This is a genomic window from Saccharothrix ecbatanensis, assembly GCF_014205015.1.
Classification (GTDB): Bacteria; Actinomycetota; Actinomycetes; order Mycobacteriales; family Pseudonocardiaceae; genus Actinosynnema; species Actinosynnema ecbatanense.
Window position 1 is genome coordinate 8,760,597 of the sequence record NZ_JACHMO010000001.1, and the last position, 12,542, is coordinate 8,773,138.

The following is a 12,542-nucleotide window of genomic DNA, read 5'->3' on the forward strand; positions in this document are numbered from 1 at the left end:
ACCGGCCGCGCCGCTCCAGCCCCCGGCTCAACCCGACCGGCCGCGCCGCTCCAGCACCACCGCCCGAACCCGATCAGCCGCAACCGTCGGATCCTCGTGCTCCCACACCCGCACCGCCAACCACCCGGCCTCACCCAACACCCGATCGGTATTCGCGTCCCGCGCCTGGTTCGTCTCGATCTTGGTGCGCCAGAACTCGCCGTTGCGCTTGGGCCACGTCCCGTGCTCCGGACAGCCATGCCAAAAACAGCCATCCACGAACACCGCGACCTTCGCCGGCCCGAACACCACGTCCGCCTCACGCCGCACGGCGCGCACCGGCCGCTGGTGCACCCGGTAGCGCAATCCCAGCCGGTGCAGCTCACGCCGCAACGCCACCTCGATCGCCGTGTCACGAGAGCGCTGCTTGCTCATCCGGGCGCGGACGTCGTCCGTCGTCTCCAGGTTCCGCACCCGGCCATGATGGCTCACTCCGGGTGCAGCACGTCCCGCAGCCTCCGCGCCGCACGGTCGAGTTGCGCCCGCGACGGCAGCACCGCAGCCCCGACCTGCGTGTACTCCGTGACCCCCAAATCGGCGAAGAAGAACGGCGGCATCGCGTGCACCAGCAAGTCCTCGGACCGCTGCGCCCCTCCACGCGGGTTGATGATCAACCGCTCCACCCACGCGTCGACCTTGAACACGGTGTCCGCCAACGGGTGCACCCGCACGTCCAGCCCATGCCCGCGCAACACCGCCAGCACCCACACGTCACGCAGGAAGCCCAGAAAATCGGACACGACCCGATTGCGCAGCGCGGCACGCCCCTCCGCACCGACCTCGGCGATCACCTCACGCGCCGGCGTCCACAGCATCGCCCGCGCCTTCTCGTCCGCCTCGCAGAACTGCTTGAACTCGTCCCACCCGGGTAATCGGCCCAGCGCTTCGACCACGTGGTGCGCCACGTGCGTGAAGGCGAAATCGGGCCGCCACCCCCGAACCTCCGCCGAGCCAGAGCCAGACGCCAACCCCGGCGCACTACGGCACGCGGCCTCGACCTCATCCACGCTCACCCGGTAGACGGCATCGGACTCGTGCGCCATCACGTGCTCCACGACGTGCTTCCGCTTGCCGTACCAGTGGTTGAAGTGGAACCGCGTCTCCTGCGTCACGTTGAACAACCGACGCACATCCATCGCCGTAGTCATGACGCAGAGAGTACGGACGACCACCGACAGTCCCGGAAAAACCGCAGGTCAGCTGATCGACAAGTTGGCCCGGTCCGCCGCCGAACGCCCCGCGTCCCACCCAGCCGCACTACGCACCGGCGTGCTCTTCGCGACAGTCCGCGTGAACATCGCCCCGAAGTACTCCTCCACCGCCTTCTTGCGCTCCGCCAGCACAGGCAGCAGCCGGTCGTCATCCACCGGCACCTCGTTCACCGTCCGCAGCCGCTCCCCGATCCGGTGCGCGTACGACAGCAGGAACGACTTCCGGAACGACGCCGACCGCGCCTCCTCACCCTTGCGGGCCTTCTCACCCGCCGCGACCATCGCGCGCGTCGCCTGGACCAGCAACGACGCCGACAACAGCTCGACGATCTCCAGGTCCAGCTCCTCGCCGACCAACGCCACGAACCCCAGGTCGTACACCACCGCCCGGCACCGGTTCGCCTGCGCGACCACGTGCACGACCTGCGCCTTGCCGTCGAAGTACCGCTTGTCCAGCCACAACCGCCGGGACGTCGTCGTCGCCGCCTCAAGCGGCATCCGCTCCAGCGCGTGCCGCGTCACCAGCTCCTGCGCCTTGGCCGACAGCGCCTCGGCCTCCTCCGGGAACGCCGTCGACTCGGCCTTCGCCAGCAGTCCGCGCACCCGGTTGAGGATCCGCGGGTCCACGTGGTGGTGGTCCATCGCGGCCAACGGCGTGCCCGGCTTCGGCAGGATCACCGGAAGGCTCGGCAACATGATCAAGACCCGCAGCACGGCCACCGCCGCGGCCACGGCGTCGTCACGCAACTCGATGTGCCGGCGAGCCCACTGGTCGACGTAAGGCTCCGCGGCGTCCCACCAGACCGTCGCCTCGATCTCCGCCAACTGCTCCTGCCAGCGCGGATGCAACGCCGAGTACCGCGAAGCCTCCACCGCCAACGCGTCGACCAAGACCGACAGCGCGCGCTCGTCCTCGTTGCGCCGCACCACCTCGTACACGTCATAAGGCAGCCAGCCGTGCTCCCACAGGTGCTCGAAGGCACGCCGAAGCACCCACTGAACCGCGTCGTCCACTTCGGCCGGTGGGAGGGAGGAGGTGCGCGGCAGCGAGGCCCGGCGATTCGCCGCGACCCGCCACAACACCTCGCGTAGGGAGCTCACGACCGCCGATTGTCCCCTTTCGGGTGTGGTGTCGCCGCAGCCGGTGCGCGTTGCGACCCCGGACACACCCGGACGTGCCAGCCTCGCGCCGTGAGCCGGAAGACGCAGACCCCGAAACGGCGGCAGATCGTGGTGGTCCGCCGTCCACAAGGGACGCCGCTGACCATGGAGCAGCAGCGGGTCGTCCACCGCTGCCGCGCCCTGCCGCAACTGCTCGACCCGCTGGACGCCGAGTTGACGGTGAGCACCGCCGTCGCCGACGTCCGGCCGGACGAGGAGTTCTGGGCCGGCCTGATCGACCACGCCGTCTCACTGCCCAGCCGCCGCAACCACGCCCTGCTCCGCGTCCTGGCCGCCACCCTCACCGGGCGTCCGCGCGAGTGGGCCGCGAACGCCGTCGCCCCGGCCCGCCCGGCTCTCAAGGTCGGCGGCGCCTGGATCTGCGACCGTTCCATCGACGCCGGCTACTTGGCCCTGATCTGCACTTATACGTTCGGGGACGACGAGCACGCGATGGTGTTCCTGATCGACGAGCTGTCCGGCGGCGAAGTGCGCACGGCGTTCGTCACCCGAGACGTCACCACCGCCCGCCACCGCCTGGCCGACCAGGGCCCGCTGACCCCGATCGGCCCGGAAGCCGCCCACTGGCTCCTGGCCAAGTCCTACGACCGCCTGGACCGCAACACGGACGCCCTCGTGAACCGCGACGTCGAGCGGACCCGCCTGCTGGCCGGCCGGCGAATCGCACTCGCGTTCGGGTGAGGGTGACCGCCAACACTAAAACCTCTAAAACCCCTGAAAACGCAGCCCATCAAATGACGCGATCCAGCGGCAAAGTGATTCGGAACGTCGTGCCGACGCCCTTGTCGGAAGTCACACCCACCCGCCCGCCGTGGGCGACAACCACCGACTCCACGATCGACAACCCGAGCCCAGCCCCACCGCCATCCCTCGCGCGCGCCGCGTCGGTCCGGAAGAACCGCTCGAATACCCGAGCGCACTCATCGGATTCCAATCCAGGTCCGGTATCCGCCACTTCAACCACCGCGTCTTCCCCCTCAACGTGCACCCGCACAGTGGACGACGATTCCGGCGGCGTGTGTTGCAGCACGTTGGACAGCAGGTTCGCCAGCACCTGACGCAGCCGGGCAGTGTCACCCGACACCACCACGGCGCCCTCCTGCTCGACGCGAAGTGAACGCCCCGGCGCCCTGGCCGCCGCGTCCGCGACCGCGTCGGCCGCCAGCACGGTCAGGTCCACCGGCTCCCGATAGGCCGCCAGCCCCTGGTCGAGCCGCGCCAGCAGCAGCAGCTCGTCCACCAGCGTGCCCATCCGCTTGGCCTCCGACTCGATCCGGCTGGTGACCTTGGCCAAGTCGTCCGGACGCTCCGCCGCGCCCCGGTGGAACAGCTCGGCGTAACCGCGGATCGTCGCGATGGGCGTGCGCAGCTCATGGGACGCGTCGGCGATGAACCGCCGCAACCGCGCCTCGGACGCCTCCTTGTCCCGGAACGCCGACTCGACCTGCCCGAGCATCGCGTTCAACGCCCCGCCGAGCCTGCCGATCTCCGTCCGCTCCTCCTCGATCGGCACCCGCCTGGAGAGGTCGCCCCTGGAGAGGTCACCGGACCCGATCTTGTCCGCGGTCGCCGCGATGTCGTCCAGCGGACGCAGGCCGCGCTTGACCGCGAACGCGGACGCCACGATCACCGCCAGCACGGTCCCGATGCTGGAGATGATCGCGACCCCCGCCACCCGGCTGGTCAACTCGTCGTACTCCTGGGCGTGCAGCTGCTCGGCCTGCCTGCTGATCTCGGAGAACCGGGGGCCGTACACGTCCTTGTCCCAGTCCTGCAACGCGCCGAACGTGGCGCCGACCGCCAGCCCGACACCCAGCGCCGAAAGGCCGCTCACGATCAGGATCAACCTGGCCCGCAACGACATCAGGACTCACTTCGGCGCATGACGTAACCGACCCGCGGGATGGTGTGGATCAACGGCGGGTCGAACACGTCCACCTTCCGCCGCAGGTACGAGATGTACGTCTGCACGACCGCGTCGCTGCCCCCGAAGTCGTAGTTCCACACGTGGTCGAGGAGCTGCTTCTTGGTCAGCACCTTGCCCGCGTTGACGGCCAGGTAGCGCAGCAGCTTGAACTCGGTCGGCGTCAGCTCGATCGCCCGGCCGTGGCGGTGCACGGTGTAGGCGTCGTCGTCGATCTCCAGGTCGGCGAAGGCCACCCTGGAAGACGTCCCCACGGGCTTGGTCCGCCGCAACACCGCGCGCACCCGGACCACCAGCTCCTGGAGGCTGAACGGCTTGGTCACGTAGTCGTCACCGCCGGCGGTCAGGCCGACGATCTTGTCCTCGGTCGCGTCGCGCGCGGTCAGGAACACGACGGGTGTCTCGTGCCCCGCCTGCCGCAGCTTGGCGCAGGTGTCGATACCGGAACCGTCCGGGAGCATCACGTCCAGCACGATGAGGTCCGGCGCGAACGCGGCCACCTGCCGGACCGCCTCGGCGCTGGTCGCGGCCGTCGCCGTGGCGAAGCCCTCGTACCGCAGCGCGGTCGCCACCAGGTCGGCCAGGTAGCTCTCGTCGTCGACCACGAGGACCCGTGTCGGCTGTTGTGTCACCCCATCAGTCTGGTCGAGCGGTGGCCGGATTGTTCTGTGAGTTCTCTGTGACAGGGGATTCCCAGCGGCGTCGAAGAGCGGTGGAAGATCGCGCTGCTGCACTGGGCCGCATGGAAAAGCTGTCGATCTTCACGCTGGCCCACCGGCGACTGGTGGTCGTGATCACGGTGGCACTCGCGCTGGCCGGTGGCGGCGCGCTCGCCTTGCTGTTGCCGAACGTCTCCGAGCAGTACGAAGCGCCCGGCCTGCCCGCCTACGACGCGAACAGCCAGATCATCGAGACGTACGGCACCGGTGGCCGGGAACGTCCGTACGTCCCCGTGATCACCCTGCCGGAGGGTGTTTCCGTCGACACCCCTGGCGTGGCCGAGACGTTGACGCGGATGTTCGACGCCGTGGAGCGGGACACGCACGCTCGCGTCGCGTCCTACGTGAACACCGGTGACCGGCGGTTCGTCGGCGAGGGGGGTCGCGTCACCTACGCGCTGGTGTTCGGGAACCCGGTGGAGCAGGGCGGCATCCCTGGCAGCGCGCTCGGTGAGGGCGCCGAACTGGACGGGCTCGTCGACGCGGCCATCCGCCCGCACCTGCCGCCGGGGGCGTCCCTGGAGGTCACCGGTCTGGATCAGCTCGCCACCGGCGAGGACACCGGCGGGCTGAACGTGCTGGTCAAGCTCCTGATCACGCTCGGGGCGGCGGTCCTGGTGCTGGCCTGGGTGTTCCGGTCGAAGCTGGCGTTCGTGCCACTGCTGATCGCGTTCGTCGCGATCCCGGTCTCCTACCTCGGCGTGCTGGTGATGAGCCTGTTCGCCGACATCCACGAGACCACCGTGACGATGGCTCCGCTGTTCGGGATCGGTATCGCCATCGACTACGCGCTGATCATGGTGACCCGCTGGCGGGAGCAGTGGGCCGGGGGAGCGGATCCCGACACGGCGGTGCACCAGGCCATGGCCACGGCGGGGAAGTCGATCGTGTTCTCCAGCCTGGTGGTGGCGGCCGGGCTGCTGACCATGGTCGTGCTGCCCATCCCGTTGCTGCGCAGTCTCGGCATCGGCGGGATGATGGTCACGGCGGCCAGCGCCCTCGTGTCGCTCACGTTGTTGCCGATCGTGCTGGCCCGCACCGGCAGGCGTCTCGACCGTGGGAACGTGGCCCGTGGCGCGGATCGGGAAGCCAACGCAAGTCGCGTGTGGACCTCGTTCGCGCGGAAGGTCGTGCGACACCGGAGGATCGCGGCAGCGGGCGCGACCGTGGTGCTGGGGACGCTGGCGGTGGTCGCGCTGGGGATCAACATCAACGTCCCGGTCACCTCGAACCTGGACCACGACGGTCCGGGGCACGACGGGCTCGTCGCGCTGACGTCGGTCGGCATCCCGTCCGGGACGCTCTACGCGTTCGACGTGCACGTGCCGTCCGGCACCAGCCCCGACTCGGTCGTCTCCACCATCGCCGCGCTGCCCGGCGTCCACACCGTCGCGGCGCCCACCGGAGAGGCGTGGCGACGGGACGGTTCGGCGGTCGTCACCGTGCTGCCGGTCGACGACGGCGGAACCGAGGCGGGCCGGCGGACCATCGAGCAGGTGATCTCCGCGGTGCCGGACGGTGTCGGTGTCGGTGGGTACACGGCCCAGCAGATCGACTTCGCCGACGTCACCTACGGCGCGTTCGGCTGGATGCTGGCCCTCCTGTCGGTCGTCTCCTACATCATGCTGGCCAGGGCGTTCCGCTCGTTGCTGCTGCCGCTCAAGGCGGTGCTGATGAACCTGCTGTCGCTGGGCGCGGTGATCGGTTCGATGGTCGTGCTGTGGCAGTGGGGCTGGGGCACCGAGGCGCTGCTGGGCATCCAGCCCGACGGCGTGGTCGGCACGTTCCTGCCGGTGACGATCTTCGCGTTCCTCTTCGGGCTGTCCATGGACTACGAGGTGTTCATCCTCGCCCGGATGCGTGAGGAGTACGACCGCACCGGCGACACGGACGAAGCCGTCATCCTGGGTATCGGGCGGACGGGCCGACTGGTCACGGCCGCGGCGGCCATCCTGTTCTTCTCCTTCGCCGCGATGGCGACCGGCGGGGAACTGGACGTGGCGATGTTCGCGTCCGGAATGGCGTTGGGAATCGTCCTGGACGCGACGGTGATCCGGTCGGTCCTGGTGCCGGCGACCGTGGCGATGATGGGCAGGTGGAACTGGTGGTTGCCCAACTGGGCCGCGCGGGTGCTCCGGGTGGAGCCCTCACCACTGCGGAGCGAGCGAGTTCCCGTGCACGCATAGCCGTGAAGCGTGGGGAATCACCGGCGATGTCATCCCGGAAATAAAAAATAGCCAGGCCGGTTAAAATACCGGCCTGGCTATTTCTATTGTGCGCCGCCAGGGACTCGAACCCCGAACCCGCTGATTAAGAGTCAGCTGCTCTGCCAGTTGAGCTAGCGGCGCTCGGACTCTCTTGCTCTGTCCGACGCGAAGAACATTAGCACAGCGTCTGACTGAGCTCCCAATCGCCTGGTCAGGGTGGGTGTGCCGCCCTGGTGCAGGGGGAACTTCGCCTTGGTAACGATCCAGCATCTCGGGCAACATCGTCAACCCTCCGGGCGTCACCTTGTCAGGGGACACCAGTGGACCCCGTGTTACGGGTGGGCTGCGTGTACTGGGGATGAACCGGAGGATGGGGATGCACCGCAAGCGGGGGGCGCGTGGAGCGCTGGGGCTGGTCGCGATCGGCTTGGTTGCGATGTTGGTCACAAGTTGTTCGACCGGCTCGGCGGCCACCGAGGGCACCGCCGGCGAGACCACGACCACTACGTCGTCGACGCCGCCGCCGAAACCCGTCTCGTTGACGATGGGCCCGGCGGACGCGGCGGTCGACGTGGCGCCTGGTGTGCCGGTCGTGGCCACGGCCACCGACGGCAAGTTGACCCAGGTGACGTTGACCAACCCGGAGGGCGTGGCCGTCGCGGGCCAGGTGACGCCGGACGGGCTCCAGTGGACGAACACCGAGCCGCTGGGCTATCAGAAGACGTACACGCTGTCCGTGACGGGCGAGGGCGCGGACGGGAAGCCGGTCACCAAGACGTCCACCTTCACCACCGTGAAGCCGCGCACGTTGACCTACTTGTCGGTCAACCCGCAGGACGGCACCACGGTCGGCGTAGGCCAGCCGCTCGCGTTCTACTTCGACGAGCCGATCGCCGACAAGGCCGCCGCCGAGGCGATGATCTCGATCACCGCGGAGCCGCGCGTCGAGGGCGCCTTCTACTGGTACGACGAGAAGACCGTGCACTGGCGTCCGCAGGCCTACTGGACGCCCGGCACGAAGATCACCATCAACGCGAAGATCTACGGCAAGCACGTCGGCAACGGCGTCTACGGCGAGGAAGACCGCGTCATCACCACCACGATCGGCGACTCGGTCATCCACGAGGCGGACGGTCAGACCCACCAGGTGGTCACGAAGGTCAACGGCCAGGTGGTGCGCACCATGCCGACCTCGATGGGCGACGCGCAGAACCCCACGCCCACGGGCACCTACGTGCTCACCGAGAAGCACGCGCACATGGTGATGGACTCGCGCACGTACGGTCTGTCGCTGGAGGCGGGCGGTTACGTCACGCCGGTGGACTGGGCGTTCCGGATGTCCAACTCCGGCATCTTCTTCCACAGCGCGCCGTGGTCGATCGGCGACCAGGGCCACCGCAACGTGAGCCACGGCTGCCTGAACCTGGCCCCGGAGAACGCCAGGTGGGTGTTCGACAACTCCAAGGCGGGCGACATCGTGATCGTCACCAACTCGGGTGGCCCGGTGCTGGAGTCGTGGGACGGCTTCGGCGACTGGCAGATCCCGTGGGACCAGTGGGTCAAGGGCAACCGGTAGGCGCTAGACGTCCGTGACACGACCCGCCGCCACCAAGCGGCGGGTCGTCTCATGTCCAGCACTAGTTCAACCGGCGACGCACTCGTCCGGCGAATCGTGGTGCTCCAGCCGGGTGACTCAGGCGATCAAGCAATTCCCCGACGGTCAACTGGGACTTCGTGAGGTCGGCGACCTGGTTGCGCACTACTCGGACCAGGTCCTCCGGGAACGCCGCGAACTGCTCGCACAAGAACTGGTCTGCTGTTGTCACACGGAGGCCGCGGCGACCCAGTGCCGCCTTCGGAAACCCTTTGGTGTCACGGGTGAGCAGTAGGTCGGCCTTGCCGGCGAGGGCAGCGGCGGAGTGTGCCCAGTCGTCGGATCGGTGCCCGGCATGCCTGCGATGAGGTGCTCATAGGCGGATCGGGGCACCTCATCGTCCGGGAAGACCTCTCGAATCGCCGCGCACAGCCCTACGACGGCTTGCCTGCTCTTGTGTCCGGATCTGGGTATCACCTCGACCAGTTCGGTCAATAGGTCTTCGGACCAGAGCACCCGGAACAGATCTTCTTCGGCGCAGTGCAGCAGCAGATCGCAGAGGTAGAACGGGTACAAGGTGTTGGTGTCGGCGAAGACACGGGTGATGGCCACCGAGGATCGGTCAATCCTGTTGGTCGTAGAGGTCTGCTTCAGCGATGTCGTTCATCGCCGCGGACAGCCGAGCGCGCCGGGCGACCTTGTGATCCAGGTAGGACTCCAACGCGGCGACCGAGATGCGCCGATGACGACTTCCGGGCAGATTGCGCGCGGGGATCGTTCCGTCGTCCAGCAGCTTGACCAACAGCGGGCGGGAGATGCCCAGGTACTCCGCGGCCTGGTTCGGTGTGAGCTCCTCGTCCGCGTCGGGCGCCACCACGCGGACCCGTCGGCCGGCGGCCTGCTGGTGAACCGCGTGCAGCAGGACTTGCAGCAGGGCTTCGGGGACTTCGACTTCCTCACCGTCGACCACGAGCACGGCTTGGCGGGTGCGCGCGCCGGTCATCGCGTGTTCGAGTCGAGAGGATGCCTGACGGGTCACCTCGTCGGGGCGCTCAAGTTCGTAGAGTGATTCGACCGCGGACATCGCTACCCCCTCCGGGAATCCACGGTAACGGCTATCTGCAGCATCTGCAACTGACGTCAGGCGTCCGTGACACGACCGGCCGCCACTGCCAGGCGGCGGGTTGTCCGCACGGCGTCGAGCATCCGTCGGTCGTGGGTGACCAGGAGCAGGGTGCCGGTGTACGAGTCGAGCGCGGACTCCAGCTGCTCGATCGCGGGCAGGTCGAGGTGGTTCGTCGGCTCGTCCAGCACCAGCAGGTTCACCCCGCGCGCCTGGAGCAGCGCCAACGCGGCACGTGTGCGTTCACCGGGAGACAGGGACGCCGCCGGCCGCATCACGTGCGCCGCCTTCAGCCCGAACTTCGCCAACAACGTGCGCACGTCGGCCGGCACCAGATCCGGCACGGCAGCCCCGAAGGCGTCCAGCAACGGCTCGTCACCCAGGAACAGCCCGCGTGCCTGGTCGATCTCGCCCACCACCACACCAGAGCCCAACGCCGACGACCCGGAGGTCAACGGCACCCGACCGAGCAGCGCCGCCAGCAGCGTCGACTTGCCCGAGCCGTTCGCGCCCGTGATGGCGATCCGGTCCGCCCAGTCCACCTGGAGGTCCACCGGCCCGAGCGTGAACGACCCGCGCGTCACCACCGCCGCCCGCAGCACCGCCACCACCGAACCGGACCGGGGCGCGGCGGCGATCTCCATCCGCAGCTCCCACTCCTTGCGCGGCTCGTCGACCACGTCCAGGCGCTCGATCAGCCGCTCGGTCTGCCGCGCCTTCGACGCCTGCTTCTCGGTCGCCTCGGTGCGGAACTTGCGCCCCGACTTGTCGTTGTCGGGAGCTTTGCGCCGGGCGTTCTTCACGCCCTTCTCCATCCACGCCCGCTGCGCCCGCGCCCGCTCCTCCAACGACGCCTTCGTCGACGCGAACTCGTCGTAGTCGTCACGAGCGTGCTTGCGAGCGATCTCCCGCTCCTCCAGGTACGACTCGTACCCGCCGCCGTAGGACCGCACCTGCTGCTGCGCCAGGTCCAACTCCACCACCCGCGTCACCGTGCGGGACAGGAACTCGCGGTCGTGGGAGACCAGGACGGTGCCCGCGCGCAGCCCTGTCACGAACCGCTCCAGCCGCGCCAGACCGTCCAGGTCGAGGTCGTTGGTCGGCTCGTCCAGCAGGAACACGTCGTACCGGCTCAGCAGCAGCGACGCCATGCTCGCCCGTGCCGCCTGACCGCCGGACAGCGCCGTCATCGGCAGGTCCAGCGACACGCCCAGCCCCAGGTCCGCCGAGACCTCCAGCGACCGCTCCTCCAGGTCCGCGCCGCCCAGCGCCAGCCACCGCTCCAACGCCTCGGAGTAGCCGTCGTCACCGGAACCACTGGCCAACGCCTCGGTGGCCCGGTCCAGCTCGACCTGCGCGTCGGCCACGCCCGTGCGGCGGGCCAGGAACGCGCGCACCGTCTCGCCCGGCCGACGGTCCGGCTCCTGCGGCAGGTGGCCGACGGTCGCGGTCGTGGGGGAGAGGCGGATCACACCCTGCTCGGCGGGCAGCAGCCCGGCCAACGTCCGCAGCAGCGTCGACTTGCCCGCGCCGTTCGCCCCGACCAGCCCGATCACGTCACCGGGCGCCACCACCAGGTCCAGGCCTTCGAACAGCACGCGGTCGCCGTGCCCGGCGGCCAGGTCCTTCGCGACGAGTGTGGCGCTCATGACGACTCCGCTGGACAAAGTAGGAGGCAAAGGCAAAGTACGGCGCAAAAGAAGACGCCCCTCGACAAGGCCGTCGAGGGGCGTTCCGCTTGGGGTGAGTGACGGGACTTGAACCCGCGACACCTGGGATCACAACCCAGTGCTCTGCCAGCTGAGCTACACCCACCAAGACCGGCTGACCCGGCGGAAGAGAGCATACAGTGCCCTGCCTCCGGGTCTGAAATCGCCCCTATTCGACCCGGTCGGCGGCCAGCAGTTCGGCGGCGACGGCCTGCGCCTGCTCCGACGACGGCCCCGGCTGCGCCACGAACGCCGTCCGCCGGTAGTACGCCAGCTCCCGGATGGACTCCTGGATGTCGGCGAGCGCGCGGTGCGCCAGGCCCTTGCCGGGCTGTGCGTAGTAGATGCGCGGGTACCAGCGCCGGCACAGCTCCTTGATCGACGACACGTCGACCATGCGGTAGTGCAGGTGGGCGTCGAGTTCGGGCATGTCACGCGCGATGAACCCGCGGTCGGTGGCGATCGAGTTGCCGGCCAGCGGGGCGGTGCGCGGGTCCGGCACCCACTCCTTGATGTACGCCAGCACCTGCGCCTCCGCGTCGGCCAGCGTCACCGTGGACCGCCGGACCTCCTCGGTCAGCCCGGACTTGGCGTGCATCTGCATGACGACGTCCGGCATCGAGTCGAGCGCTGTGTCGTCGGCGTGGATCACCACGTCGACACCGTCGCCGAGCACGTTCAGCTCCGCGTCCGTCACCAGCGCCGCGATCTCGATCAAGGCGTCCTTGCCCAGGTCGAGGCCTGTCATCTCGCAGTCGATCCACACCAAGCGATCCATCACGCGGGGGAGCCTAGTCGCCCGGTCCTCCGGGCCCCGCGTCGCTTCGGGTGGCG

At 69.0% G+C, this 12,542-nt stretch carries 13 protein-coding genes and 2 tRNA genes; 3 read left to right on the forward strand and 12 right to left on the reverse strand.

The features are described from left to right. Window positions 1-27 precede the first annotated feature (27 nt). The 3 genes from F4560_RS38970 to F4560_RS38980 are packed head-to-tail and all read right to left on the reverse strand — an operon-like array spanning window position 28 to window position 2,351. Window positions 28-414: a very short patch repair endonuclease gene (locus F4560_RS38970; protein WP_184929656.1), complete on the reverse strand. Its 387-nt coding sequence runs from the start codon at window positions 412-414 to the stop codon at window positions 28-30. Window positions 415-467: 53 nt separating this feature from the next. Continuing rightward, on the reverse strand, window positions 468-1,187 hold the full coding sequence (locus F4560_RS38975) for a hypothetical protein (protein ID WP_184928050.1): 720 nt from the start codon (window positions 1,185-1,187) through the stop codon (window positions 468-470). A gap of 48 nt (window positions 1,188-1,235) precedes the next feature. Next, window positions 1,236-2,351, reverse strand: coding sequence for a DUF2786 domain-containing protein (locus F4560_RS38980; protein WP_184928051.1), 1,116 nt, complete (start codon window positions 2,349-2,351; stop codon window positions 1,236-1,238). A gap of 90 nt (window positions 2,352-2,441) precedes the next feature. On the opposite strand from F4560_RS38980, the gene F4560_RS38985 reads away from it, so the two are divergent. Next, a complete protein-coding gene (locus F4560_RS38985) occupies window positions 2,442-3,113 on the forward strand; it encodes a hypothetical protein (RefSeq protein WP_184928052.1) in 672 nt (223 codons plus the stop codon). 49 nt (window positions 3,114-3,162) lie between these two features. Here the strand turns inward: F4560_RS38985 and F4560_RS38990 are convergent, their stop codons facing one another. Both F4560_RS38990 and F4560_RS38995 read right to left on the reverse strand, forming a co-directional pair. Beyond that, on the reverse strand, window positions 3,163-4,296 hold the full coding sequence (locus tag F4560_RS38990) for a sensor histidine kinase (RefSeq protein ID WP_184928053.1): 1,134 nt from the start codon (window positions 4,294-4,296) through the stop codon (window positions 3,163-3,165). Further along, window positions 4,296-4,988 carry a response regulator transcription factor gene (locus F4560_RS38995; protein ID WP_184928054.1) on the reverse strand — a complete coding sequence of 231 codons (693 nt, stop codon included), beginning with the start codon at window positions 4,986-4,988 and terminating at the stop codon, window positions 4,296-4,298. The genes F4560_RS38990 and F4560_RS38995 overlap by 1 nt, the downstream gene beginning before the upstream one ends. A gap of 110 nt (window positions 4,989-5,098) precedes the next feature. Between F4560_RS38995 and F4560_RS39000 the strand changes: the two genes are divergently transcribed. After that, on the forward strand, window positions 5,099-7,261 hold the full coding sequence (locus tag F4560_RS39000) for an MMPL family transporter (protein ID WP_184928055.1): 2,163 nt from the start codon (window positions 5,099-5,101) through the stop codon (window positions 7,259-7,261). 89 nt (window positions 7,262-7,350) lie between these two features. On the opposite strand, the gene F4560_RS39005 is transcribed toward F4560_RS39000, so the two are convergent. Then, a tRNA-Lys gene (locus F4560_RS39005) sits at window positions 7,351-7,423 on the reverse strand. Window positions 7,424-7,658: 235 nt separating this feature from the next. Here F4560_RS39005 and F4560_RS39010 point away from each other — a divergent pair. Then, complete coding sequence (locus F4560_RS39010) at window positions 7,659-8,858, forward strand: L,D-transpeptidase (protein ID WP_184928056.1); 1,200 nt, start codon at window positions 7,659-7,661, stop codon at window positions 8,856-8,858. A gap of 61 nt (window positions 8,859-8,919) precedes the next feature. Here F4560_RS39010 and F4560_RS46825 read toward each other — a convergent pair whose 3' ends face one another. From F4560_RS46825 to orn, 6 genes are all read right to left on the reverse strand, one after another. Further along, window positions 8,920-9,108, reverse strand: a complete 189-nt coding sequence (locus tag F4560_RS46825) for a VapC50 family PIN domain-containing toxin (protein WP_512700352.1) — start codon at window positions 9,106-9,108, stop codon at window positions 8,920-8,922. After that, on the reverse strand, window positions 9,105-9,488 hold the full coding sequence (locus F4560_RS39015) for a PIN domain-containing protein (RefSeq protein ID WP_184928057.1): 384 nt from the start codon (window positions 9,486-9,488) through the stop codon (window positions 9,105-9,107). Before F4560_RS39015 ends, F4560_RS46825 begins: the two co-directional genes overlap by 4 nt. 10 nt (window positions 9,489-9,498) lie before the next feature. Then, a complete protein-coding gene (locus F4560_RS39020; RefSeq protein WP_184928058.1) occupies window positions 9,499-9,960 on the reverse strand; it encodes a helix-turn-helix domain-containing protein in 462 nt (153 codons plus the stop codon). A gap of 56 nt (window positions 9,961-10,016) precedes the next feature. Then, window positions 10,017-11,648 (reverse strand): ABC-F family ATP-binding cassette domain-containing protein, encoded by a 1,632-nt coding sequence (locus tag F4560_RS39025; protein ID WP_184928059.1) that lies wholly within the window; start codon window positions 11,646-11,648, stop codon window positions 10,017-10,019. Window positions 11,649-11,738: 90 nt separating this feature from the next. Beyond that, window positions 11,739-11,814: transfer RNA gene (locus F4560_RS39030), tRNA-His, on the reverse strand. 63 nt (window positions 11,815-11,877) lie between these two features. Further along, window positions 11,878-12,489, reverse strand: coding sequence for an oligoribonuclease (gene orn / locus F4560_RS39035; protein ID WP_184928060.1), 612 nt, complete (start codon window positions 12,487-12,489; stop codon window positions 11,878-11,880). Window positions 12,490-12,542: the final 53 nt, after the last annotated feature.

Excerpts from the sequence above, each read along its gene's own strand:
- F4560_RS38970 (WP_184929656.1), bottom strand. The coding sequence starts at position 414 with ATGAGCAAGCAGCGCTCTCGTGACACGGCGATCGAGGTGGCGTTGCGG.
- F4560_RS38975 (WP_184928050.1), bottom strand. The coding sequence starts at position 1,187 with ATGACTACGGCGATGGATGTGCGTCGGTTGTTCAACGTGACGCAGGAG.
- F4560_RS38990 (WP_184928053.1), bottom strand. The coding sequence starts at position 4,296 with ATGTCGTTGCGGGCCAGGTTGATCCTGATCGTGAGCGGCCTTTCGGCG.
- F4560_RS39000 (WP_184928055.1), top strand. The coding sequence starts at position 5,099 with ATGGAAAAGCTGTCGATCTTCACGCTGGCCCACCGGCGACTGGTGGTC.
- F4560_RS39010 (WP_184928056.1), top strand. The coding sequence starts at position 7,659 with ATGCACCGCAAGCGGGGGGCGCGTGGAGCGCTGGGGCTGGTCGCGATC.
- F4560_RS39020 (WP_184928058.1), bottom strand. The coding sequence starts at position 9,960 with ATGTCCGCGGTCGAATCACTCTACGAACTTGAGCGCCCCGACGAGGTG.
- F4560_RS39025 (WP_184928059.1), bottom strand. The coding sequence starts at position 11,648 with ATGAGCGCCACACTCGTCGCGAAGGACCTGGCCGCCGGGCACGGCGAC.